Origin of the sequence: Pseudomonas sp. KD5 (genome assembly GCF_012932895.1) — a bacterium.
Classification (GTDB): domain Bacteria; phylum Pseudomonadota; class Gammaproteobacteria; order Pseudomonadales; family Pseudomonadaceae; genus Aquipseudomonas.
In genome coordinates this window covers 626,133-650,667 of the sequence record NZ_JDWJ01000001.1, presented here as the reverse complement: position 1 = coordinate 650,667, position 24,535 = coordinate 626,133, and the positions used below count along the sequence as shown (strand labels likewise).

At 61.3% G+C, this 24,535-nt stretch carries 22 protein-coding genes and 1 pseudogene; 13 read left to right on the top strand and 10 right to left on the bottom strand.

Features of this window, described 5'->3' with window-relative positions:
* The first annotated feature begins 10 nt into the window (after positions 1-10).
* From AF70_RS02900 to AF70_RS02855, 10 genes are read left to right on the top strand one after another with little or no spacing between them, the layout of a single operon-like run.
* Entirely contained in the window at positions 11-1,066 is a 1,056-nt protein-coding gene (locus tag AF70_RS02900) for a glycosyltransferase family 4 protein (protein ID WP_169342461.1), read from the top strand.
* On the top strand, positions 1,063-2,430 hold the full coding sequence (locus AF70_RS02895; RefSeq protein ID WP_028941304.1) for an O-antigen ligase: 1,368 nt from the start codon (positions 1,063-1,065) through the stop codon (positions 2,428-2,430). The genes AF70_RS02900 and AF70_RS02895 overlap by 4 nt, the downstream gene beginning before the upstream one ends.
* The gene (locus AF70_RS02890) at positions 2,427-3,395 is read left to right on the top strand and encodes a glycosyltransferase family 2 protein (protein WP_028941303.1); all 969 of its coding nucleotides are present in this window, start codon (positions 2,427-2,429) and stop codon (positions 3,393-3,395) included. Before AF70_RS02895 ends, AF70_RS02890 begins: the two co-directional genes overlap by 4 nt.
* Positions 3,388-4,524: a glycosyltransferase gene (locus AF70_RS02885; protein ID WP_028941302.1), complete on the top strand. Its 1,137-nt coding sequence runs from the start codon at positions 3,388-3,390 to the stop codon at positions 4,522-4,524. Before AF70_RS02890 ends, AF70_RS02885 begins: the two co-directional genes overlap by 8 nt.
* 12 nt (positions 4,525-4,536) lie before the next feature.
* Positions 4,537-5,538, top strand: coding sequence for a polysaccharide deacetylase family protein (locus tag AF70_RS02880; protein WP_019580126.1), 1,002 nt, complete (start codon positions 4,537-4,539; stop codon positions 5,536-5,538).
* On the top strand, positions 5,535-6,839 hold the full coding sequence (locus AF70_RS02875; protein ID WP_019580125.1) for an oligosaccharide flippase family protein: 1,305 nt from the start codon (positions 5,535-5,537) through the stop codon (positions 6,837-6,839). Before AF70_RS02880 ends, AF70_RS02875 begins: the two co-directional genes overlap by 4 nt.
* Positions 6,836-8,755, top strand: a complete 1,920-nt coding sequence (locus tag AF70_RS02870; protein WP_028941301.1) for a hypothetical protein — start codon at positions 6,836-6,838, stop codon at positions 8,753-8,755. Before AF70_RS02875 ends, AF70_RS02870 begins: the two co-directional genes overlap by 4 nt.
* 31 nt (positions 8,756-8,786) lie before the next feature.
* Complete coding sequence (locus tag AF70_RS02865; RefSeq protein WP_028941300.1) at positions 8,787-10,010, top strand: GNAT family N-acetyltransferase; 1,224 nt, start codon at positions 8,787-8,789, stop codon at positions 10,008-10,010.
* Entirely contained in the window at positions 9,982-10,794 is an 813-nt protein-coding gene (locus tag AF70_RS02860; protein ID WP_028941299.1) for a ChbG/HpnK family deacetylase, read from the top strand. The genes AF70_RS02865 and AF70_RS02860 overlap by 29 nt, the downstream gene beginning before the upstream one ends.
* A 57-nt stretch (positions 10,795-10,851) precedes the next feature.
* Positions 10,852-11,541: a hypothetical protein gene (locus AF70_RS02855; RefSeq protein ID WP_028941298.1), complete on the top strand. Its 690-nt coding sequence runs from the start codon at positions 10,852-10,854 to the stop codon at positions 11,539-11,541.
* A gap of 113 nt (positions 11,542-11,654) precedes the next feature.
* Here AF70_RS02855 and AF70_RS02850 read toward each other — a convergent pair whose 3' ends face one another.
* On the bottom strand, positions 11,655-12,461 hold the full coding sequence (locus tag AF70_RS02850; RefSeq protein WP_028941297.1) for a bifunctional 2-polyprenyl-6-hydroxyphenol methylase/3-demethylubiquinol 3-O-methyltransferase UbiG: 807 nt from the start codon (positions 12,459-12,461) through the stop codon (positions 11,655-11,657).
* A gap of 114 nt (positions 12,462-12,575) precedes the next feature.
* Complete coding sequence (locus AF70_RS02845; protein ID WP_028941296.1) at positions 12,576-13,457, bottom strand: LysR family transcriptional regulator; 882 nt, start codon at positions 13,455-13,457, stop codon at positions 12,576-12,578.
* Positions 13,458-13,617: 160 nt separating this feature from the next.
* Between AF70_RS02845 and AF70_RS02840 the strand changes: the two genes are divergently transcribed.
* Both AF70_RS02840 and AF70_RS02835 read left to right on the top strand, forming a co-directional pair.
* Positions 13,618-14,634, top strand: coding sequence for an alpha/beta hydrolase (locus AF70_RS02840; RefSeq protein ID WP_028941295.1), 1,017 nt, complete (start codon positions 13,618-13,620; stop codon positions 14,632-14,634).
* A 63-nt stretch (positions 14,635-14,697) separates the two neighbouring features.
* Entirely contained in the window at positions 14,698-16,125 is a 1,428-nt protein-coding gene (locus AF70_RS02835; RefSeq protein ID WP_028941294.1) for a mechanosensitive ion channel family protein, read from the top strand.
* Between the two features lie 64 nt (positions 16,126-16,189).
* Here AF70_RS02835 and ycaC read toward each other — a convergent pair whose 3' ends face one another.
* From ycaC to AF70_RS02795, 8 genes and pseudogenes are all read right to left on the bottom strand, one after another.
* On the bottom strand, positions 16,190-16,816 hold the full coding sequence (gene ycaC / locus AF70_RS02830; protein ID WP_028941293.1) for an isochorismate family cysteine hydrolase YcaC: 627 nt from the start codon (positions 16,814-16,816) through the stop codon (positions 16,190-16,192).
* Between the two features lie 67 nt (positions 16,817-16,883).
* Complete coding sequence (locus AF70_RS02825; RefSeq protein WP_019580116.1) at positions 16,884-18,722, bottom strand: amidohydrolase; 1,839 nt, start codon at positions 18,720-18,722, stop codon at positions 16,884-16,886.
* Between the two features lie 44 nt (positions 18,723-18,766).
* Positions 18,767-19,393: an antibiotic biosynthesis monooxygenase gene (locus tag AF70_RS02820; RefSeq protein WP_028941292.1), complete on the bottom strand. Its 627-nt coding sequence runs from the start codon at positions 19,391-19,393 to the stop codon at positions 18,767-18,769.
* Positions 19,386-19,802 (bottom strand): DoxX family protein, encoded by a 417-nt coding sequence (locus AF70_RS02815; protein ID WP_019580114.1) that lies wholly within the window; start codon positions 19,800-19,802, stop codon positions 19,386-19,388. The genes AF70_RS02820 and AF70_RS02815 overlap by 8 nt, the downstream gene beginning before the upstream one ends.
* A gap of 132 nt (positions 19,803-19,934) precedes the next feature.
* Positions 19,935-20,099, bottom strand: a pseudogene (locus tag AF70_RS02810) (DUF6124 family protein); the annotation flags it as partial.
* Between the two features lie 92 nt (positions 20,100-20,191).
* Complete coding sequence (locus AF70_RS02805) at positions 20,192-21,676, bottom strand: hypothetical protein (RefSeq protein ID WP_169342456.1); 1,485 nt, start codon at positions 21,674-21,676, stop codon at positions 20,192-20,194.
* A 138-nt stretch (positions 21,677-21,814) separates the two neighbouring features.
* Positions 21,815-22,738, bottom strand: coding sequence for a LysR family transcriptional regulator (locus AF70_RS02800; protein ID WP_028941290.1), 924 nt, complete (start codon positions 22,736-22,738; stop codon positions 21,815-21,817).
* 47 nt (positions 22,739-22,785) lie between these two features.
* A complete protein-coding gene (locus AF70_RS02795) occupies positions 22,786-23,781 on the bottom strand; it encodes an MBL fold metallo-hydrolase (protein WP_018925551.1) in 996 nt (331 codons plus the stop codon).
* A gap of 279 nt (positions 23,782-24,060) precedes the next feature.
* On the opposite strand from AF70_RS02795, the gene AF70_RS02790 reads away from it, so the two are divergent.
* Positions 24,061-24,525 carry a helix-turn-helix domain-containing protein gene (locus tag AF70_RS02790; RefSeq protein WP_028941289.1) on the top strand — a complete coding sequence of 155 codons (465 nt, stop codon included), beginning with the start codon at positions 24,061-24,063 and terminating at the stop codon, positions 24,523-24,525.
* Positions 24,526-24,535: the final 10 nt, after the last annotated feature.

Genomic DNA, 24,535 nt, shown 5'->3' with positions numbered 1-24,535 from the left:
GCTGCCGATCATGCATTTGATCAGCAGCGGCGGCTTTTATGGCGCTGAGCGGATGTTGCTGGACCATTGCCTGGCGACGCCGGGGCACCACCAGGTGCTGTTTCTGGATGCGCCGCCGGCGCTGATCGACCGGTTCCGCGAGGCCGGGATCGACTGCCGCGCTTTCGCGGGACTGGGGCAATTGCTGGGTCATTTACGTTATCGGCGGGCTGAACATCCGCTGATCAATACGCACAATTTCAAGGGTCTGGTGTTTGGCTGGGTCGGCGCGACATTGTTTGACTTGCCGTTGGTGATTACCCAGCACGGTTTCACCCCGCGCAGTCGCAAGCAACGCTTCTACGGCTGGCTGAGCCTGCAACTGTGCCGCACGGCGTCGGTGAATCGGGTGGTCTGCGTGGCAGAAAGCATCGCGATGCTGCACCGCAAGGCCAGTGTTCGGAAGGAGAAGCTGCAAGTGATTCCCAATGGTCTGCCAACCGCCAACGGCTTGCTGCCCCACAACGCCAGACACCCGCGCTGGCTGGCGGGCTTCGTCGGTCGGCTGACCCATGAAAAAGGCCCGGACCTGTTTCTCGATGCACTGATTGCGCTGTGTCAGCAACATCCGCAACTGGACGCGGTGATGCTCGGCGATGGCCCGGAACGGGAAACCCTGCTGGCGCGAATTGCCGCCGCCGGCTTGCACAACCGCATCACCCTGCCGGGTTACCAGACCGACATGAACCGCTGGTGGCCGCAACTCGATGCGCTGGTGATCAGCTCGCGCACCGAGGGCACGCCGATGATTTTGCTCGAAGCAATGCAGGCCGGAGTGCCAGTGGTGGCATTCAGCGTCGGCGGAATTCCCGATGTGCTGGAGGATCGGCACAACGGTCTGCTGGCGCCCCCCACCGACAGCGTCGCCCTCGCCCGGCAGCTCGACACGCTGCTGAGTGAGCCGGTACTGGCTCGCNNACTGATCGACAACGCAAAACGTACGCAACAGGACCGTTACGACCTGAAGGCCTTGGCCGAACGCTGGTCGCAGCTTTATATCCGTACTGCACGGGAGGCACGCGCGTGATCTTTCCGCTCTCGATCGTCAGTCTGCTCGCCCTGGTCTGCCTCGGTTTGCTGGCCAGTCCTTACCCCTATCTGGCGCCCGGCGCGGTGCTCGGCATGGTCGCTGTCGGTGTGCTCTACCGAAAACCCGCCTGGGGGTTATTGGGCATCGCGGCACTGGTGCCATTCGAAGGCTTCTTCAAGGGCAACGCGCTGTCAGGCACCAAATTCATCGGTGCGTCATTGGCGCTGATCCTGATGTTGCAACTGGCCATTCACCAGATTCCGTCCGAGCGCCTGCGCAGCAACATCTGGCGCTTCCTGATCGGCTTCGTGGTGTTGTACCTGTTGAGCATGATCAATACCGACAACATGGACATGTCCCAGAGTCATCTGCGGGACATGAGCGTCGGCCTGGTGCTGTTTGTAATCACCTTGCTGATTGGCCGTGAGTTGAACCTCGATCTGTTCGCCCGGCTGGTAACCCTTAGCGTCAGCGCGACCAGCGCGCTGGCCATGTTCTCCACCAAGTATCAGGACCAGGGCCGCGCCGCCGGGCTGCTGGAAGACGCGAACTCGTTTGCCCTGTTGATCGCCTTCGCCGTGCCGCTGGCCCTGCTACTGGTGATCCGCGGTCCGAACCTGTTGCACCGATTGTTCTGGGGCGGCTGCTGCATTTTGCTGCTGGGCGGCATGACCAAAACCGATTCCCGTTCCGGGCTGGTGGTGCTGTTCCTGAGCTTGATGATCGGCGCCTGGCACTACCGCGCGCAGTTGCCACGCATCCGGCCGCGCCACTTGGGTTTTGCCATACTCGGCCTTGCGATCGTGATCCCGGTGGGGATTTATTCGATGCCAGCCGGTTACCTCAAGCGCATCCAGTCCTTGAGCGTCTTGAAAGAAGGCGCCAAAAGCCAGGACGAATCCCTCGGCCGCCGCACGTCATACCTTGTGGTCGGCAGCCAGATCATTCGTGAGCACCCGTTACTCGGTTCCGGCCCCGGCACCTTCCCGCTGCACTACGCCACCTCCGGGTACGCCAAGGTGTTTTCCGCCAACCGCAAACCCGGCGACTTGTACCGTCGCGCTCACAACACCTACATGGAAATCTTCAGTGAACTGGGGATTCCCGCCGGGCTGTTGTTCGTCGGCATGCTGGGCCTTGGGATGTACAACCTGGTCCGCGCCCGTCAAGCCTGGATGCTGCGACGAGATTGGGAACAGGCCGACCTGATCACCCACCTGGGCATCAGTTATCTGTCGTTGACACTGTTTTTGATGTTCCTCAGCGCACCGAATCACAAGTACCTGTGGATCATGCTCGCCCTGACCTGGGTGTTGCGCCTCAAGGCTGAGGAACGTCCGCCGACGGAGGCCAGGGCATGAACCGCATCAGCATTGCCATCCCGATGTACAACGAGGCCAGACACATCGGCCGCACCTTGCTTGCCGCGAAAAAAGCCGCGCAGGCTGCCGGGATGGAATGCGAGCTGATTGTGGTCGATAACGGCTCCAACGATCAGGGCCCGCACATCGCTCGCCAGCTCGGGGCGCAGGTGCTGGTGCTGCCCGGGCTGCTGATCGGCGCCCTGCGCAATCGCGGGGCGGCGATGGCGACAGGCGAATGGCTGGGCTTCATCGATGCCGATATCGAGATGCCCGAGGACTGGCTCACGCTGTTGTTGAGCATCCAACACGCGGTTCAGGTCGACGTCCTGGGACTGGACCTGCACACCCCGGCCGAAGCCCCGTGGTATGCCAATGCCTGGCAACGCCGCACGTTGCGCCCGAACGATGAAACCATGAAAGCAGTGCGATGGCTGCCCAGTTCCAACCTGTTGATGCGTCGTCCATGGTTCGACAAGGTCGGCGGCTTCAACGAAAACCTGCGCACCGGCGAAGACAAAGATTTCACCATGCGCCTTTCCCACTCTGGCGCACGCCTGCTGGCCGTCAACCAGAGCGTTGCCCTGCATTGGGGTTACGAGAGCAGTTGGCGCGAATGGATGGGCAAGGAGTTCTGGCGTCAGGGCAGTCACCTGCAATTACTGCGCAGCCACGGCTTGAATCTGCGTTTACTGCGATTCCCTATGCTATCGATCATCGCCTGGGTGTTGGATTTCATGGCGCTATCCGCCCTGCTCAACGGTTCCCCCCTACTGGCGCTATTCATGCTGTTCGTCACCAGCCTGCCAGCGCTCGCCCAAAGTCTGCGCCAGAGCCTGTTACACCGCGACCTGCGCCTGATGCTGCAACTCTGGGGCCTGCATTGGGTGCGTCTGCACCTGGCGGGTGCCGCGTTCATCCTGAGCCTTTGTCGCTGGAATGCCAGGAGACCCGCCCGTGGCTGAATTCATTTTCTGGTGGTGCCTGTTATTGCCGGTGTACGCCTGGTTCGGCTACCCGCTGCTGCTGACGCTGCTCGCGCCGTTATTTCCCGCACGGCGTCATGGGCCGGCACAGCCGATGAACGTGAGCATCGTCATCGCCGCGCACAACGAGGCCCAGTACATCGAAGAAAAGTTGCGCATCCTGCTCGCCCAGGATTATCAGGCGCGCTCGCTACAGATCATTCTGGCCAGCGACGGCTCCACCGACGACACCGTGGCCTGCGCCCGCAAGGTCATCGACCCGCGCATCAGCGTGCTCGACCTGCCCCGTCAGGGCAAGGCAGCCACCTTGAATGCCGCCGTTGCCCTGAGCACGGGCGAGATTCTGGTGTTCACCGATGCCGACAACCAATGGTCGACCGACACCCTCGGCCAATTGCTCGCGCCTCTGGCCGATCCACAGGTCGGGGCCTGCGCCGGGCACATGTTGATCCCGGTGGCGGGCCAGGGCCTGAGCCTGGGCGATAGCCTTTATCGGCACTACGAAGGTTGGCTGCGTATGGTGGAAAATCGTACCGGCTGCATGGTCTCCGCCGACGGCGCCCTGCTCGCCCTGCGTCGCGAGTTGTTCCAGAACGTGCCGTCGGAGGTCAACGATGATTTCTTTATCAGTACCTGCGCGCCGGTGGCGCACAAACGCATTGTCTATGTGCCCACAGCCCGGGTGATCGACCAGGGCGTCGATGAGATCGACAAACAATGGCGCCGTCGTCTGCGCGTCACCGTCGGCGGCCTGCAGAGCCTGGCCCAGCGCCGGGAACTGTTGAATCCCTGGCGCCATGGCTTGTATGCGATTGCGCTGATCAGCCACAAACTGATTCGACGCTTGGCACCGATCCTGTTGCTGCCGTTGTTGCTGAGTAACTTCTGGCTGTGGAATGTCCATGGCTTCTATCGCCTGAGCCTGATCGCGCAGCTGCTCGGTTATGCGGTGGCCATCGCCGGCCTGCTGGATGTGCAACACCGTTTGCCCAAACCCTTTCGCCTCGCCGGCTTCTTTCTGGTGACCCTTGCCGGAATGAGTATCGGTCTGTGGCAGTTCCTGCGTGGACAGCGGTACGCGCAGTGGAACCCCGAGCAAAATCGTTGACAGGACCGCGCCATGGCGATCAGACAATTATTAAAACGCACCAGTGGCTGGCTCTATCTCAACTCGCCGGTAGGCCGTCACCAACTGCACGGTGCCGGGGTGATCCTGATGCTGCACCGGGTGCTGCCCAATGACCGCGCCGCCGACTTGCCCCATCGCAATGAACTGTGCGTCGGGCCGAAAGGCTTTGCTCACCTGCTGCTCTGGTTGAAAAAACACTTCGATTGCGTACCGCTGATGGAAATTCTGCAACCCGGCACCGCCATGTCGGAGCGCCCCAAAGTCGCACTGACCTTCGACGATGGCTGGCGCGACAACGCGCTGAATGCCTTCCCGTTGCTGAAAAGGTATCAGGTGCCGGCGAGCATTTTTCTCTCCACCGACTTCATCGGCAGCCGGCAACGCTTCTGGTGGGAAAGCCTGGGGGAAACCCTGTGGCACAGCCACGGTGAAAAAGCCCGGACACACTTGATTGAATGCCTGCAACAGATCGGGCGACCGTTACCGGTAATGCTCGATGACCTGGATGTGCAGCGCCGTAGCCTGGCGCTTTTGCATTTTTTGCAAAACCTGAAAAGCCTGCCACCGAGTGAACTGAGCCGGCTCACCGACCAATGCCCTGAAGAATCGTTGCCCCAAGCCTTGGACTGGCATCAAGTGCGCGCGCTGGAAGCCAGCGGGTTGATCCGCTTCGGCCCTCACGGCGCCAGCCACACGATCTTCACCGACCTTGACGATCAACACCTGGATGAAGAACTGAGCCGCAGCCGCAATGCACTGTTGAATGGCTGCAACCGGCCGCTGCCAGTCTACTGCTACCCCAATGGCAACCATGATGCGCGGGTGCGCGAACACGTGGCCGACCACGACTTCCCGTTTGCCCTGGGCACCGCCAGCGGGATTTACCGTGGTATCGGCGATCCACTGGCCTTGCCGCGAATCGGCATCAGCCAGCGCACGGCGCGCGATCCGGAACTGCTGTCGTGGCGTATCTACCGCGGAGCCCGGCCATGAGTCGCAGCCACTACCTCAAACACCTGGCCCTGAGCATGGGCACCAAACTGGCGATGATCGGCCTGCGCCTGCTGCGTAACGTGTTGCTGGCGCGGATTCTGGGACCCAGCGAGCGCGGCCTGTTTGCGCTGCTCAGCACCCTGCCCGATTTGATCAGCGCCGCCACCAGCGGCGGGCTGAATTCGGCGGTGGGTTATCAGGCGGCCAAGCAACGGCCCATGGGTTTGCTGCTGAGTCAGGTGCTGGTATTCGGTTGCCTGCTGGCAGGTTTGCTGACGTTGCTGGTGGTGGCGCTGACCCGCGAGTTCGGCAGCGAACTCGACATCACCACGCAATTAGGATTGCTCGCCTGGCTGTTGCTGCTGGCGGTGCCGCTGACCGTGCTCAAGAGCGGCCTGCTGACCTTGCACAACGCGTCGGGCGGTGTGGTGGCGTTCAATGCCTTGCGGCTGGTCGAATCGCTGGCGCCACTGCTGCTGTTTATCGCCTTGTTCTGGATGTGGAAAGACGCCGCGCTGGAAGCGGCGCTGATCAGTTGGCTAGCCGGCATCAGCCTGGTGGTGCTGGCCGGCTGGGTCTGGCTCAACCGTGCGCAACCCTTGACGTTGCAATGGGACCGCGCCAGCCAGAAAGAACTGTTGCGCTACAGCGCCCGTAGCCATCCCGATTTGTTGTTCCAGCAAGTCATTCTGCGCTCCGATTACCTGTTCATCGGTGCCTTGCTCGGCAGTACGGCATTGGGTCATTACGCCATGGCCAGCGCTGCCGCCGAGTTGCTGCTGATCGTCCCGGAAGCGGTGACCACACCCCTGATGAAACGCCTGCTGCAACAGGACGAAGGCATGGAACGCCTGACGCCGTTGGCCTTGCGCCTGACCGCCACGGTGATGCTCGGTGCCTGCCTGACCATGGCCGTGATCGGAGAATGGCTGATCGTCACCCTGTTCGGCATCGCTTATCAACCGGCCTACCCAGCCTTGCTGGCGCTGCTGCCGGGGCTGCTCGGTCTTTGCTATGCGAGCATCCTGCGCCTGGACTTGCTGGGCAAAAATCGCCCCGGCACGGTTTCGCTGCTGGTGGGCCTCGGCGCGCTGCTGAACCTGGCCCTGAACCTGTTGCTGATCCCGATGTATGGCATCGTCGGCGCCGCGGCGGCATCGTCCATCGCCTACCTGGCGGTGACCGTCGCGCTGTTGGTGATGTACTGCCGGTTGAGCGGCGTACCCTTCTGGCAAACCCTGATCATCCTGCCCAGTGATGTGGCACCGATGCTTCAGATACTGCAACGGAAATCAGCATGAAACCCCTGGTGCTGCTGTTGAGCCTGGGCCTTGGTTTGAGCGCTCAGGCGGCGCCCATGCGCTGGACCGACATTCGCGACGGCAGCCTGTACCTGCAAGCGGATCGCCCCGACACGTTGACCATCCAGTGGGTCCCTGCGTGGCAGGCCGATGCCAACGAAGAACACCTGTACCTGCTCGACGGCAACGGCAACCTGAAGGGTGATCGCCTGATCGCCGCCAGTGAATCACGCGGCAAGCAGAGCTGGCCGCTGGCGCCAGGTGCCGCCAGTTATCGACTGGAAATTCCGGGCTACAGTTTCCGCCGCTACACCGTCGAACACGACGAACGCACCGTGGCGCTGTTCGCCCCGGCCAAGGTGCATTTCAGCGCCGAAACCCGTGGCGGCGATGAGCTGTATTTCAAAGTCGCACCGGGGGAACACGCCGTGCTGGCCGGCAAGTTTCACGGTGGCGTCAGCGCTCTGCTGGCCCAGCGTGTGGGCGATAACAAACAAGTGACGCTGGCGCTGAAACCCTATCGCGCCTATTGGCAATTCGATCAGCTCGAACTGCCCGTCACCCAGGACGAACAAGTCTGGCGCCTGCGCCTGCAAGGCAGCGGCAAGGTCGCGTTCTGGCTCGATGGCACGGCGAACCTGTTCGCCCAGAACCCGCAGCAACTCAAGCCGCTGCGCGAGGACGCTGGCCAGACCCGGCTGACCCTGCATAAAGAGACGCTCGGCCCGACCCCGAACCTGGGCATTTATTTGCCCTACGTGCTGCCACCGCAATCCAGTTTCGCGGCGCTCGATGCCCTCAAGCCTCAGGCGGGCTCCTACTACAGTTTCGTCGACGTCACGGCGCAAAATCCACACCACGAAGACGCGTTCCGCCAGCTCTATCAGAACCGCTTCGGCATCACGCAGGACATCACGCTGTTGGCCGGCAGCCAGCGTCAGGCCGATCTGCGCGCCGACACCACGAGCAACGCCGGCCTCGACGCCTGGCTCACCGCTACCCGCGCCCTCGGTGGCGGCGGCACTCACTACATCGCGTTCGCCGACGAGCCCAATCTCAACTACTCGAGCTACGCCAACTACCAGGCGATCTTCAACAGCATGGCTCGGCAAGTGCGCAGCGATCCGGCCAACGCCAAGGCTGGCATTCGCATTGCCATGCCCGCCAGTTCGCGCTTCGTCAACGGCCCGTTCACCGACGATGCTGCCGACAAGCGCGGTATCGACTGGGCACGGCGCATGCTGGCTGAATCCGGCGAGCAGATCGACGCCCTCGCCTGGCACGAATGGATGGTTCGCGACCTGCTGGCGACCCGGGTCTACCGCGACAGTGTGCGCCGCGCCGCCGAGCTGGTGGGCCTCGATGCCAAGGGCCGGCCACGCAAGGCCTTACTGCTGGACCAGACCAACCTGTCCAGCGGCTCAAGCCTGAGTCCCTACGATCAGGAAACCCATTTCGCTTCGCTGTGGTGGGCCTCGGTGGTCATCAACTCGGCGCAGGACGGCTTGCTGGACATGCTCAACTGGTTCCAGGCCGCCGACGAACCGAACTACCCCAAAGGCATGGTGCGGGTGCTGGGTGGCGATCGTTTCGAGCTCAAACCGGTGGGCCTGGCCCAACAATTCATCCGGCAGCACTGGCTGAAAAACGTCATGCGCCTGGACAACGACGCCTTCGAAGTCGACGTGCTGGCGATGGCCACCGAACACCAACGCAGCCTGTTGGGCGTCAATAAGGGCGCGCGCCTGCAGCGTGTCGATCTGGCCGGGGCGACCTGCCCGCTGACCAAGGGAGCGCTGGTGTATTTTGGTGCCGACAGCCGCAGTCGCGAAGGCAAATTCAACTGTCAGGACGGTCGCGTCAGCTTCGACCTGCCAGGGCAAACCCTGTTCGCCCTGAGCTGGAGCGCCTCATGAACGTCCATGAGTTATGCGGCGGTCTGAACCTATGATGGCTCGATTCGAATGGCGCACGTCGTTGTGCGCTCCGGACTTTCCAACAGCCGCCTATGAGGGGTTGCGCTGGCGCGTGACGGACCATACACCGTTCAACACCCTCGCCTGGCTGCGCGCATCGGAACAGGCACTGGTTGCCGGGGAGCGCTTGCACGTTCTGCTCGGCTGGCACGGCGATGAATTGGCCTTGTGCCTGCCGTTGGTGGTGTCCGTGGAGCGCTTTGGTGGGCTACCGTTTCGAGTCCTGCATCACCTCGGTTACCCCCTCACCGATCGCCTGGCCCTGCTCAGTTGCCTCGATGCCGAGAGCATGCGCAAGGCGCTGGTGATCATCCGCCGTCGCGTGCCCCATGCGATGCTGCAACTCAATGAATTGTGCGAACCCATCGGCGAAGAAAGTGCGCTGACCACCTGGATGGCCCACAGCTCGACCGGCGAGCGCCGCCTCAGTTGTCGGGTGCCGGTGCACCTGATCAGCGAGGCCGACCATCAGGAAGTGTCCGGCGACCCCCGCTACAAACTGCGCCGTGCACGTAAACGCATCGCGGCTTGCGGTGCCGAGATCCGACGGATAACCCCCGACGCCGCCACCATCAGGCCACTGTTGCGGGCCCTCGGCAAAGTCGAAGCGCTGAGCTGGAAAGGCCTTCAAGGCGTGGGGATTTTCACCAATGACCGCTACCGGCAATGGATCGAGCAGGCTTTCACCGCCCTTGCCGAACTGGGACTGGTGCGGGTGGTGGTGCTGGAACTGGACGGGCGTTGCATCAGCTACCGCATCGGCTTGCTGGAACAGGGTCGGTTGTACGACTACAACCTGGCGTTCCTGCCGCAACACGCAGACCTGGGCAGCGGACGTGTGCTGCTGGAAGAGTGGATCCGCTGGGGGCTGGACGACAACTGGCACTGGGTCGACGCCTCGCGGATCAGCCTGGAAAACTCCAGCCATCAACTCCTGGAGCGCATGACCGGGCAACTGGAGCACTGGCGCTGGAGTTTCTACTCCTGGCGCCCCAGCGGACTCGCCCTCGGGCTGGCCCTGCGACTCTGGCACCACATCAAACCCGGGTTAAAAAAGTGGCAGGCCAGGCGTTCAGCAACGCTGGTTGCTCCTACGCTTACACCTATACAGGCTCCAATTGTCGCCAAAGACGCTGCACCCACCGAACAACAAAGAGAGGGCAGCCATGCCTCGCCAAGTCATAGTCAACGCTGACGATTTCGGCCTCAGCCCGAGCGAAAACGCGGTGATCCTGGGTGCCTTCCATGCTGGAGTCATCAGCTCCGCAACCGCCATGGCCAACATGCCGGCCTTCGAAGCGGCCTGCGTCCTGGCCCGGCAGCCAATGCTCAAGGGGCGGATCGGGCTGCACTTCAACCTCACGTATGGCCGACCGTTGAGCCCGTCGATTCTGGCGCGTTCGACGTTCTGCGACAGCCAGGGTGAGTTCGACCTCAGCCTGCCCCGTCACTGTCTCTGGCTCAACCGCCTGGATCGCGACGCGGTGCTGGAGGAACTCGAAGCCCAATGGCAACGCTGCCTGGACAACGGCCTGCACCCCAGCCACCTCGATTCCCATCAGCACGTGCACAACATCTGGCCCATTGGTGAAATCGTCGCGCGGTTTGCCGCCCGCCAAGGGGTGCCCGTGCGACTGGCGCGCGATCTGGGAAGTAACCTGAGCGTGCCCAAGCGAGTGTTCAAGACGTTGCTCAACCATCGCTTGAACAGCCTGTCCGGAGCGACCGCCCAGAACGTATGCACCCCGGTCGACCTGCGCACTGTGGCGATGCCAATCGACGGCTTACTGGAAATCGTCGTCCATCCGATCCATATCGGCGCCGATTTTGGCGATGCCTATCTGAGCCCGGGAGAGTCGCTGAGCCATGTGCTGGAGCAGCGTCTTGCGGGTGTTCCGAGAGTGTCCTATGCCGTTGTGCCGAGGATGTCCAAAGAGGAGCCGCAATACCCGACCGAACTGCACCCGCTGAAATCCTGATTTTTCGCCATCGAAAACGTTACCCACCACACCCTGGCTTCGGCCTCGGAGGACTTCATGAGCGCCATCGACAAGATTCGCGAACGCATCAAACAAAAAGGCCTGCTCCACACGCTCCAGTCGCTCTGGAAGCGCTACGTGTATTTCCATAGGGAGCTGCTGTGGCTGGGGCGCGACCTGGTGACCCCGGTGGCGCCGCAAAATCTGCGGCCCTATTCGGGCCTGCGCCTGGTGATCATCACCCCGGAAAACGCCATCGCGTTCACCAAGTACTACGGCAACCGCGTCAAGGCCATGGCCGAAATCGCCGCCGAGGGTCACACCGGGCACATGTACGTGAACGAGGAAGGTGATGCCATCGGATTCATCTGGGGCAGCGCCAGGGACTACTTCGACCGGCACTATTACGGCTGCTGGTTCCGGATCAACCCCGGTGAGTTTTTCGAGTTCGGCGGTGAAATGATCCCTCAATACTTCGGCACCAGCCTGTCGATGGACGCCCAGTTCAAGCTCTGGGACGCGATGCGGGCCAAAGGGTGCAACAAGATCGTCGACGTCTGCGATACCCGCAACATTCAGGCAATGAAAATGCACATCCGCATGGACTACCAGGAGCAAGGGCGCATCACCCACGTCTACGACCTGTTCGGCCGCTGGCGCTTCTTCCGCGAAACCTACTACACCGGCTCGCGGCTGACGGCACTGCGCAAACCGGAACAACGGCCGGTGACGGCGGCGCAGGCGTGATTGGCGGGCAGGCGGGAGCGATGGTTGTTGCTTGACTGCGGACCGTGTCGACGCCATCGCAGGCAAGTCCGCGATGGCGTCAGTCAGTGCAACTCATTCCTCAGGTCTGACACTCAGCGCTTCACCGCCACCAACGTGTAACACAACGGCAACTGCGCCTTTTGCTGCTGATACTTGTCGTAGAGTTCTTCGCGGTTGGAATGCGGGTACTCCTTGAAGTGGCTGATCTGCAACCCCGCCTCGACGGCACCGGTGAAGATCGCGCCCAGGGTGTGGACGAACCAGTAGGACGCCGAGGCCTGCTGTTCGACTTTGCCTTCGTAGACGATCGGTTGGTCCTGGACGAAAGGCTCGCTGCGAAAATACGAGCTGTCCGGGCGATAGGGATCGGCTGACTCGGGGTCGAACATTTCCAGGAACGGGTGGGTTTCGTAAATCACCAGGCTGCCACCGGACTTGAGGGTTCGCGCGGCATGGCGCATGAACTCGCCGATGTCCGGCATCCAGTTCAATACGCCGATGGTGATCAGCGCCACGTCGAAGCGTTGGTGCAGCTCAGTCGACAGGTGATGGATATCAGCTTCGATGAATTCGGGCTGATGAGGCGAACGGGATGCCAGCTCCCGGGCCTGATCGAGAAAGGCCCCGGACTGGTCGACGCCCACCACGCTGCGGGCACCCAGCGCAAACAGCGAAAGACTTTCCCGGCCATTGTTGCAGCCCAGTTGCACCACATCCTTGCCGTCGACACCGACCTGTTGGAGCAACCCGGTGAGGGTGTCATCCAGGCAGGAAAAATCGCCATGGCTCACTGCACTCAAACGGGCCCGCCATTCGGGAGTGTCCTTGTGGTGTTGGGCGGAGTCATTCCATGCATCGCGATTGCTGGCGATGGCTTTTTCTTTTGTCGGCATTTCCATTGCACGCTCCAGATTCCGGGCCTTTGATTGACCGGCACGAGTCTAGATCAGCGTCAGGAAAAACCACATCAGGGGTTTGTTGCGATCTTGTAATCAACGATGGCGTGCACCCTCCTATTGGTTCAACCGCTCACGCAAGAACTCGATCAGCGCCTGCACCGGTCGTGAGGCCTGGCGGTGCTGCGGGTAGACCGCCGACAAAGTCAGCGGCTCGGGGCGGAAATCATCCAGTACCGGCACCAGCCGGCCGTCTTCCAGAGCCGAATCGACGATGAAGGTCGGCAAGTACGTGATGCCCATGCCGGCGATGGCCGCGTCCTTGAGCAGTTCACCGTTGTTGACCCGCATCCGCCCGGTGACATTGATCGTCAGCGGCTTGCCCCGCCCTTCGAACCGCCATTGCACCTGGCGACCATGGCCGTAGGGCAGGCAATCGTGGCTGTGCAACTCCTCGGGTTCAACCGGCGTACCACGTTCGGCCAGATACGCCGGGCTGGCGCAGTACACCCGCTCGATGACGGCGATGCGCCGGGCGATCAAGGTCGAGTCCTCCAGCACGCCGATGCGCAAGGCCAAATCGTATCCCTCACCGAGCAAGTCCACCGGCCGATCACTCAGGTCGACCTCGACGGTGACGTCGCGATAACGCTGCAAAAATACTGGCAGCAAACAGCCCAAATGCGCCACGGCAAACGACAACGGTGCACTCAGGCGAATGGTCCCGCGAGGCTCGATGGTCTGGCCGGCGATGCCCTGCTCCACTTGCTCGACTTCACTGAGCAGGCGAAGGGCCGATTCGTAATAACTCTGCCCCAGCGGGGTGACGTCCAGCCGTCGGGTGGAGCGATTGAGCAGGCGCACGCCGAGGCGCTCTTCGAGTTGCATCAGCCGACGGCTGACGAACTGCTTGGACAGGCCCAACTGATCGGCCGCCGCCGTGAAGCTGCCGGAGTCCATGACCTGGCAAAAAATACGCATGTCTTCGAACGGATTCATTGTCACTCTCTGGTTGACAGTTAATCGCTTTATAGCCGCTTTTTCACTTTCCGGCATCTCATTAATCTGTGCTCACGGTGTTGCTGAGGCCTGAACCCCAGCGCCACAGCAGCCCGATCCCAAGGCATAAAAACTCAAACGATTTAAAAAGGATTTGCACATGAACATCAAGAAAACCCTCGCCACTTCCGTTCTCGCCCTGTCCATCGGCAACGCATTCGCCGCCGGCAGCCCCGGTGTCGAACACAACACCCAGGCCTTCCTCGATGCCCTCGCCGCCGGCGGTGGCAAACCGCTGGAACAACTGAGCCCGAAAGACGCCCGCGCGGTGCTGACCGGTGCCCAGGCTTCGGTGAAGGTTGATCTGTCGGGTGTTGAAGTCAGCGACAAGGCGATCAAGGTCGACGGCCAGACCATCAACCTGAAAGTGGTGCGTCCGGCCAAGGTCAAGGGCGAGTTGCCGGTGTTCATGTTCTTCCACGGTGGCGGCTGGGTATTGGGCGACTTCCCGACTCACCAGCGCCTGATCCGTGACCTGGTAGTGGGCTCCGGCGCAGTCGCGGTATACGTCGACTACACGCCGTCGCCGGAAGCGCAATACCCGACCGCCATCAACCAGGCCTACACCGCGACCAAATGGGTGGCCGAGCACGGCAAAGAGATCGGTGTCGATGGCAAGCGACTGGCGGTGGCCGGCAACAGCGTCGGCGGCAACATGGCGGCGATCGTGGCGCTGATGGCCAAGGAACAGAAAACCCCTGCCCTGCGCTTCCAGCTGTTGATGTGGCCGGTGACCAACGCGCAGTTCGACGACGGCTCTTACCAGCAATTCGCCGAGGGGCACTTCCTCACCAAAGGGATGATGCAGTGGTTCTGGGACAACTACACCACCAACCCGGCCGAGCGTGCGCAGATCCATGCCTCGCCGCTGAATGCCAGCGCCGAACAACTCAAGGGCCTGCCTGCCGCACTGGTGCAGACCGCCGAATTCGACGTGCTGCGTGACGAAGGCGAAGGCTACGCCCGCCACCTCGATGCGGCCGGTGTGCCGGTTACCTCGGTGCGCTACAACGGGATGATTCATGACTTTGGCCTGCTCAATCCGCTGAATCAGATCCCGGAAGTCAAAGCGGCGGTACGTCAGGCCGCGGCTGAGCTCAAGACGCATCTGAACTAAGCCCAACCTCTCGCCACACCCCAGGGTGTGGCGAGTTTTTTTGTGCCCGCTGGAGTGCAATCCATGAGCCTTTTCTCTGCCCACCTGTTGCCTTGGAGCGCCCTGCTGCTGGTGCTCGACGCCTTGCTCTGGCACCTCGTCCCGTTCAAGCATCGCGCGCCAAAGGTCGGTGTGCGGCTGGTACTGTTTCTGGCGTTCAGCGCGCTGATTATCAACGCCGGCGTCAGCCCGTTGCAGACACCGTTGATTGCCGATGACCAGGTGGCGCAACTTGGTGCAACGGCGCTGGGGATTATCTGGTGGTTGTACACCGCACGAGTGCTCACCGAGGTGTTCGGTCTGGTGCTGATGCGTCGCATAGGTCACAGCGGCCGTTTGCTGCAGGACGTGATCGGTGCGCTGGTGTTTCTGGCCTCCATCGTCGCGGCCGCCGGTTATGTGCTGGATCTGCCGGTCAAGGGTCTGCTGGCGACTTCCGGCGTGTTCGCCATCGTGGTCGGTCTGGCGCTGCAAAGTACGTTGGCCGACGTGTTCTCCGGCATTGTGCTCAACACCACCAAACCCTATCAGGTGGACGACTTTGTGGTGATCGATGGCGTCGAAGGCAAAGTGCTGGACATCAACTGGCGTGCCACGCACCTGTTGAGCAGCGCCGGCACGATGGCCGTGGTGCCGAACTCGGTGGCGGCCAAGGCCAAGATCGTCAACCTCAGCCGCCCGAACAACCTGCACGGGGTGTCGATCAGCATCAAGGTGCCGAACCACATCCGCCCACGCCGGGTGCTCGACGCCCTCGACCGCACGCTGCAAGGCAGCAGCAGTCTGTTGCTGTCGCCCGCACCAAAAGCGGTGCTCAAAGAGGCTGGCGAAGAGATGTCCGAATACGTGGCCAGCGGTTTCATCGCCGAGCTGGGCAAGAAAAGCGACGTGCGCAATCAACTGTTCGACCTCGCCCATCGCCATCTGGAAGCGGCCGGCATCTCGCGGCACCCCGACGGCGTGATCGAACCCTCGACCCGCGCCCGCGCACTGCTCGATGAAGTGAAGATTTTCCGCTCGCTGAGCCATGAGGAACGCGACCGCCTCGCCGAATCGATGGTCGCGCAACAATACGCCGCCGGCGAGGTGGTGCTGGATCTGGCTGAAGTGCCGGACAGTCTGTTCGTGATCGCCACCGGCGTCGTCAGCGCCAGCGTGCCGGACGGCAATGGTTTCACCGAGGCCGGTCGCATGGGGCCGAGCGAAGTCATGGGCGAACAGAGCATCCTGGCCGATACGCCGTCGCAGGCAACGTTCACCGCGCTGACATCTTCGATCATCTACCGTCTCGACAAGAACCTGACCCGCCAGTGCATGGAACAGCGCAGCGAAGTGGGCCGGGCGTTGAACAAGTTGCAGGCGGTGCGCCAGCAAAACAGTCGGCAGGCGTTGATGGCCAAACCGGTGCCGATCAGGAAAGGTGGTTTTCTGGGATGGTTGCAGAAGCGCTGATGCAGAGGACATTCGAGCAGTACAAAAAAATGCCCGCACATCGCGGGCATTTTTCTTCAACGCCTTACTTGGCGGTGAACTTGGTGTAGCTGTTGATCAGGTTGCGGTAGTTCGGCAGACGCTGGGACAACAGGTTGGCCAGGCCTTCCATGTCGTTGCGCCAGTCGCCTTGCAGCTCGCAGGCCACGGCGAACCAGTTCAGCAGGTGTGCACCCGCCGCCGACATGCGTGCCCACGCCGCTTGTTGCACGGTGGTGTTGAAGGTGCCGGAAGAGTCGGTGACCACGAACACTTCAAAGCCTTCGGCAATGGCCGACAGGGTTGGGAACGCCACGCAGACGTCAGTCACCACGCCAGCGATGATCAGTTGCTTGCGACCGGTGGCCTTGATGGCTTTGACGAAGTCTTCGTTGTCCCAGGCGTTGATCTGGCCTGGACGCTGAATGAACGGCGCGTCCGGGAATTGCTCGCGCAGTTCAGGCACGATCGGGCCGTTCGGGCCTGCGTCGAAACTGGTGGTGAGGATGGTCGGCAGGTTGAAGAACTTGGCGATGTCGCCCAGGGCCAGCACGTTGTTCTTGAATTCGTTGGGCGAGAAATCCTGCACCAGAGAGATCAGGCCGGTCTGGTGATCGACCAGCAGCACAACGGCGTCATCTTTGTTCAGACGTTTGTAAGGAACGTTGCTCATGTGAAACTCCTCGGAGGGTGATGAGTGAAGCGTCGACCACACATGGCCGACGCTTTTGTTGCAAGACTCAGAACGCGAAGCAGGAACAGCCGAAGGCGCCCCAGAAACCGGCGAAGTCACTCACCGGCACGTTCGACATACGGGCCTTCTCATGGCTGTGGGTATGCACGGCGCAAGGGCCGCTGCACTGGTGCACCTGCGCCTGCATCGGCGCGTTCGGCCGCCAGTGTCCCGGAACCTTCGCCACCGGCGACCAGTCCGGCAGCACCGGCAGGCTGACAGGCCCGAGTTTTTCGAAGTCGCCGGCGGCGTACACCACCTTGCCGCCGACCACGGTCAATACCGACTCGATCCACTTGATCGCTTCCTCCTCGACGCTGAAGAAGTCTGCGCTCAGCGCCGCCAGGTCCGCCAGTTGTCCGACCTTGATCTGGCCTTTCTTGCCTTGTTCCGACGAGAACCAGGCGCTGCCATGGGTGAACAGTTCCAGTGCAGTGGTGCGCGGCAAACCTTCCTCGTACAGCGCCAGACCACCGACGGTACGGCCGCTGACCATCCAGTACAGCGAGGTCCATGGATTGTAGCTGGACACTCGCGTGGCATCGGTGCCGGCGCCGACCGGTACACCCTCGGCCAGCATGCGCTTGATCGGTGGCGTAGATTCGGCGGCCTGCTTGCCGTAGCGGTCGACAAAATATTCACCCTGGAACGCCATGCGGTCCTGGATCGCAATGCCACCGCCCAGCGCCCTTACCCGCTCGATGTTCTGTGGGGTGATGGTTTCAGCGTGGTCGAAGAACCATGGCAGGCCGTTGAACGGAATATCGCGGTTGACCTTCTCGAACACATCGAGCATGCGGCTGATGGATTCGTTGTAAGTCGCGTGTAGACGGAACGGCCAGCGCTGTTCCACCAGGTGGCGGACCACCGGCTCCAGCTCCTGCTCCATGGTCTGCGGCAGGTCCGGACGCGGTTCGAGGAAGTCCTCGAAGTCCGCCGCCGAGAACACCAGCATCTCGCCGGCGCCGTTGTGCCGCAGGTAGTCGTCGCCCTGATGCAACTTGACGCTGCCGGTCCAGTTCTGGAAATCGGTCAGCTCTTCTTTTGGCTTCTGGGTGAACAGGTTGTAGGCGATGCGGATGGTCAGTTGCTCGTCCTTGGCCAACTGCTCGATCACTTGATAATCGTCCGGGTAATTCTGGAAACCACCACCGGCGTCGATCGCGCTGGTCAGGCCGAGGCGGTTGAGCTCACGCATGAACTGGCGGGTCGAGTTGACCTGATATTCCAGCGGCAGCTTCGGCCCCTTGGCCAGGGTCGAGTACAGGATCATCGCGTTCGGCCTTGCGACCAACATGCCGGTCGGATTGCCGTTGGCATCACGCACGATTTCGCCACCCGGCGGGTTCGGCGTGTCGCGGGTGTAACCGGCAACCCGCAATGCAGCGCGGTTGAGCAAGGCGCGGTCGTACAAATGCAGCACGAACACCGGGGTGTCTGGTGCCGCCTGGTTGAGCTCTTCCAGGGTCGGCATGCGCTTCTCGGCAAACTGGAATTCGTTCCAGCCACCGACTACCCGTACCCATTGCGGCGTCGGTGTGCGGTCAGCTTGCTCCTTGAGCATGCGCAACGCATCAGCCAGGGACGGCACGCCTTCCCAGCGCAGTTCGAGGTTGTAGTTCAAACCACCACGGATCAGGTGCAGGTGCGAATCGTTGAGGCCAGGGATAACACAGCGGCCCTTGAGGTCGATCACCTGAGTGCCCGAGCCGCGCAGGGCCATGGCCTCTGCATCGTTACCGACAGCAACAAAGCGTCCGTCCTTGATCGCCACGGCACTGGCCAGCGGTTTTTCCCGGTCTACGGTATGAAATTGGCCATTGAATAGAATCAGATCGGCGTTCATCGCAGTTCCTTCGTCATCAGTGAAATGAAGCAAAAAGCGCCGACTCAGCGTGGCGAATTTGCGTTGGATTCGAGGTGCTCCCGTGGCTGACTGGCCGTCAGCCACGGCGCAAACAAGCGAGTCGCGGCCGGCATGCACACGTACACCACCGACACCACGATGGTCAGGGTGATCAGGAACGTGGCGACCAAGTAGTTGGAGAGAAAAGCGTTGAGTTTGAGCAGCGGCCCCCAGAGCAGCGGCACCAGCAAGGTGTGCGGCAGAATTACCAGCAACGACACCACGGCCTGCTTCCAGCGCGGTGGCGGCGAGGCGGCATCGGCCAGCGGCGCGAACCAGAATTCGTTGACCGGGTTGACCTCGGTCTGGTCGCCGTCGGCCAGCATCGGCGCGGCTTCATCGATCAACGCCTGACGTTGCGGCGAATCGAGCCAGTGCTGCATGGCCTCGGTGGAGCAAAAGCGCAGCACGCAGGTAAACATGTCCAGGCCAGCGTTCTTGCCGCGGATCACGTCCACGCCCAGATGCCCTTCCGTGCGCCCCGCTACGCTGACGATGTTGCGCAGCCAGGCTTCATAGGCTGCTTCGAAACCGGCCTTGACCCGGTGCTTGACGATCAGCGTCACGATCTCATCGGACCCCGGCGCTTTTTGAGTTTGGGCTTCAGACATAACGGAGCACTCCGGGCAAACGGACATTGAGCGCCAGCCGTCCAGGCCCGGCGATAAACACAGAGGTGAAGATGATCAACAACAGCCAGCCGAACTGCCCTTCGGCCACACTCCATTGCGGATGAACCACCAGCAGCGCCACCAGCAGCACAAACAGAATAGGCAAGCACGCCAAACGCGCCAGAACACCAGCGACAATCAATAGCGGGCACAGGACTTCGGCGAAAATCGCCAGGATCAGCGTGAGGTGGGCACCGAGGTGGAATGGGTCTTCGATCAGTTGCAACTGCGCGTTGAAGTCCAGCAACTTGGGCAAGCCGTGAACCCACAGCAGAAACAGACCACCGCTGACCCGCAAAAACAGCAGCCCGACATCCCGCGCCTGTTCATCCCGTTGCGAAGCGTTCATGACTCACCCCTGTTCAATCATTGGATTGAATAGTGCCGCCAAGGGGTAGGGAAAAATTGAATGTACGTGCTCTCTTTGCACGGCGGGAACACCACACACAGACAACACACCCCCTCGCCACAGGGGATCAGGTCATAGGGCCGGGTTGGCCTTCAGCTCCAGACTGTCCAGCGCCCGATTCACCGCCAGCTCGCCGAACATGATGAGCTGCGCGACGCCCAGTATCGTATTGCGCTGCGGCCCCTCCAGAAACCCGGCGCAGTCACTGGCGATCACCTTGGCCGAGGCAAAGGACTCACGGCGCAAGGATCTGTAGCTTTCAGGAAGTAACGATCAACACCTTTAAACACTGCACGTCGAATACCAAAACCCTCCAGCCCCGCCTCTGGTCAACGAGTGTCTATGACAGTGTATTCCCGCACTTCGAAATCCGTCCTGGCCGCCGAACCAGGCACCTGATCCGTACACACCGAGAACACGATAGACAATATGCTCCCAGGCCTGAGCGCCAGCAAATAGACGGCCGGTATGATCGTGCTGTAGCCACCAGACGTAACCCATGCTCGATGAACCGCGTTGCGCGAGTCCGTCCAAATGGGCAAATTGTGCTCGACGCCGCTGGCATTGCGGCCTGTCAACATCAACGACAATCGTTGTCCGATCGCAATATGTAGCCAGATGCCAAGCGCCAGCGTCCCTCCAGCAATGACATCCTTCAGATCAAGCTCGGTTGTACCCTTCGCTTCGGCAATCACCGGGGAAACGAGCGATTCCTTCGGGATAGGCAGAACATGTAACGGCCAGGGCAATGAAGTGACTGGATCCGATGAACCACGCCTATAGGTGAACGAGATACCCGCCGCCTTGCCGATGCTGAAAGGCACCAATGAAGTGCGCAACGATATTTCCATGGGCATGGCGCCCACCGGGACAGCAATTGTGGTGAGCGAACCCGCTGCTGGTGTGCCAGGCTCGGCAGTCCAGTTCACGCTGACCAGGTCGTCAGACTGACTTGCATAATTCAAGACAGCGGTCAAATGTGTGATCGCGTCAACCGGGTTCAAATTGGCGTTATCTGGCGCTTCCTTGATCGTCACTTCCCGGCTTACCACCGCGCTTGTCAGGACGATGTAGTTTCGATGGGCAAACAGCTGGGCAAGGGACTCATCCAGGCTCCCTTGCAGCCCCACCATCAACTTCAGGGTCAGTACGCTGCGGTCCTTGAGCCCGTGCAGGGCAATGGCGGAGTGGCTTCGCTCGTAAAAACCGAAACGGATGAATTCGTCAGTGATGATATTGCTCGGCGCACTCCAGTACCTCATACGGAAATTGCTGCCGTCGGCGTTCTTGCCCTCAAGCCACAACCAAAGGAATTGACCCCGAGCGCTCAAGGGCCACGCGTTGATACGCAGGGTAACGTCGGTCAGGCCATTGATGTCCAGTATCGGACCTTCCCCGGACTGTTCTGCCTGGGTGATGAAGGGGCGAGGTAAATCGCGTTGCGCCAGAGGCAGCACGTACACGACCTGTGGCTCTGAAGTCACGGGTGCAGCGGTGCCGCGAATGATGGTGTAAGTCACCGTCACCGTTTGGCCCAGATTGAAGATCACCAACGAATTAGGGAGTCGACTCACCAGCGGCCGAGTGCTACCGGCGTTGATGAAAGCCGTGGTGAGAGAGCCGTTTGGTCCGGAGCCCGGAGCACCTGTCCAGGTCACACTCACCTGATCGGCGTCCTGCAACGCCGGATCGGTCACCTCGATCGTGAGGGTATTCCTCACGTCCACCGGATTGAGGAGGGACTGGTTGGCGCTTTCCTGGATGACAGGAGACGGTGGGCCGCTGGCGCTTACTGTGGTTGTAGCGATGTTCATTGTGCTTTCCCTGTGCATGATCGATCCGGCCCCCGAAAGAGCATTGAATGAATCACACACCGACGTACGGGCACGCGCTACTGTCAGAACTTATAGGTGAGTGGCTGTTTCAGACGAACGGTGCAGCGCGGTTTCGCCTTACACAGCAGGAATATCCAGCGAGGCCGACATGAACTGGCTGATCCTCGATCGCAGCCATTTCTCGGCAGGATCGTTGTCATGCACCCCGCTCCAGGCCATCGACAGTTGCGCGGCGTCGATGGGGAACGGCGGATCTTCGGCGCGCAACCCACAACCCTCAACCAACGCACACGCGGCGTAATCCGGCACGGTGGCGATCATCTCCGTGCCAGCGAGCAACGCGCGCAAACCACTGAATTGCGGCACGCCCAGCACCACGCGGCGGGTGCGGCCGACCTTGGCCAGGTCGAGGTCGATGTTGCCGCTCAGGTCGCCGGAGAACGACACCATCGCATGCGGACGGGCGCAGTATTCGTCGAGAGTCAGCGGCCCCGGGCGGTCATCGCCGCGCAGGACTTTGCAGGGGATGTCCCGCAGCTTCTTGCGCTTGGCATTGGCCGGCAGATCGGTGGTGTAGCTCACCCCCACCGAGATTTCCCCCGACGCCAGCAACGCCGGCATCAGCAGATAGTTGGCGCGGCGCACCACGACCACGATCCCCGGCGCCTCTTCCTGCAACTGGCGCAGCAACGGTGGAAACAGCCCGAACTCGGCATCGTCCGACAGCCCGATGCGAAACACATCGCAGCTGCTGGCCGGCTCGAACTCTTTGGCGCGGCTGACCGCCCCCGAGATGGTGTCCATCGCCGGTTGCAGCTCCTTGAGAATCGCCAGCGCCCGCGCCGTCGGTTCCATGCCGCGACCGTTGCGCAGCAACAACGGATCGTCGAACAAATCACGCAACCGGCCCAGCGCGGCGCTCACTGCTGGTTGGCCCATGAACAGCTTTTCGGCGACGCGGGTCAGGTTTTTTTCGAACATCAACGCTTCGAAAATCACCAGCAGGTTCATGTCGACGCGGCGCAGATCATTACGGTTCATGGGCACGGTTCCCTTTTGTGTTCAGCCAGGCGCAAGTGTGTCGGACTTTACTCGATCATCGGCACTTTCGCCGCTCGTTTATAAGGCCCGTACTCGATCGGTACCCACTGGAAATGCTTGTCCACTGCGGTGATATGGCCGACACCCGGAAACGGCAAATGCGCTGCCGTAACCCAGATCTTGCTGGCCGCCGCATCGCTGAAAACCTTGGCGCGGCTCTTGATCGCCTGCTGATTGTCGACGTCAAAACGGATCGATACCTCGGGATGCTCGAACTGCACCGCCAGGTTATGCACCAGATCGCCCATGAACAGAATGCTCTGACCCTGGGAGTTGAACCGATACGTGGTACTGCCCGGTGTGTGCCCGGCCTCCAGCTCGGCATCGACAACGCCCGGCACTGGCGACTGCCCGGCAGTAAAGGTTTTGAAACGGCCCGCCGCGATATACGGCGCGGTTGAGTCCTGGGCGATCTTGAAGAATTCCCTGGCACCGGCCGGTGCCTTGGCCATGGCCTGGGGATCAAGCCAGTAATCGGCTTCTGCCTTGGCCGCGTACACCGTTGCGTTGGCGAACACGGGCTTTTGCTGCCCATCCACCAACCCGCACACATGATCCAGATGCAGGTGAGTGAGCAGGATGGTATCGACCTGTTCCGGCTGGTAACCGGCGGCTTTCATGTTCGCCGACAGTTGGCCCGCCGTGGCACCGATGCACTGCCCTGCTCCGGTATCCACCAGAATCAATTGTTTGCCGGTATTCACCAGAAACGCATTGAACGCGGTTTGCACCCCCGGCGTTTCAATCGAACGACGAGCCAGCAACGCGCGGATCTGGTCTTGGGTCAGCCCCTCGAGCAGTTTGGGCGACAGGTCGTTGTAGCCATCGAACAACGCCGTCACCTCGTAGTCGCCCACCGCGAGCCGGTAGTAACCGGGCACCTGAGTGTTCACCTGAGCCGGTGCCTGGGCCAGGCTGATGCCAGACATCAGCGCCAATGCCAGGCCAAGTCCGCCAAGTGTGCAAACGCGGGATTGCTTCATGAGATCACCCTTGATCGAGCCAGAAAAAGCGGCCCAGTCCAGGCCGCTACACGTCGCCCATCTTGCATGACCGTGCATCGGTGCGAATTGCAGTGATGTGCTCAGTTGGCGCATTTTCACCCTTAAGCCTGACTGCGGAATTAACAACGTTTAACTCGCAAGCCAAAGTCCTCGCGGCCAAGAATGAAGCCCTCTGCGCAGACTTGTTTCTAAAACAAGGGAACGTGCTGACCCACCGTGCAGTGCATCCGCGCGCGCCCATCGACACGGACATTGGCCATGGCTCTCATTCAGCAAAACGCGATCAAGGCGTGTGCCATTGAAACGCAAAAAAAAACCACGGGGGGCCTTAGCCCCTGGCGCGAAACTCTGGTCAAGCAACTGATCCTCGACCACCTCGACGACACCCTGGAAGTGACCGAACTGGCACGGGTCTGTGCCCTGTCGCGCAGTCATTTTTCCCGTGCGTTCAAATGCAGCACCGGTGTTTCGCCGCAGGACTGGATCCGACAGCAACGCATTGCCCGGGCCAAACAATTGATCCAGAACACCGACCTGACCCTGACGCAAATCAGCCTGGAATGTGGCTTCTGCGACCAGGCGCATTTCTCCCATATCTTCACCCGCAGCGAAGGCATCACACCGTTTGCCTGGCGCTGCCGTGCCATGCTTACTCTTCCCTCTCACAACAGCAAAAGATCGCAGCCTTCGCCAGCGCCTACAGGTGCTCACATGTCCCTGTAGGCGCCGGCGC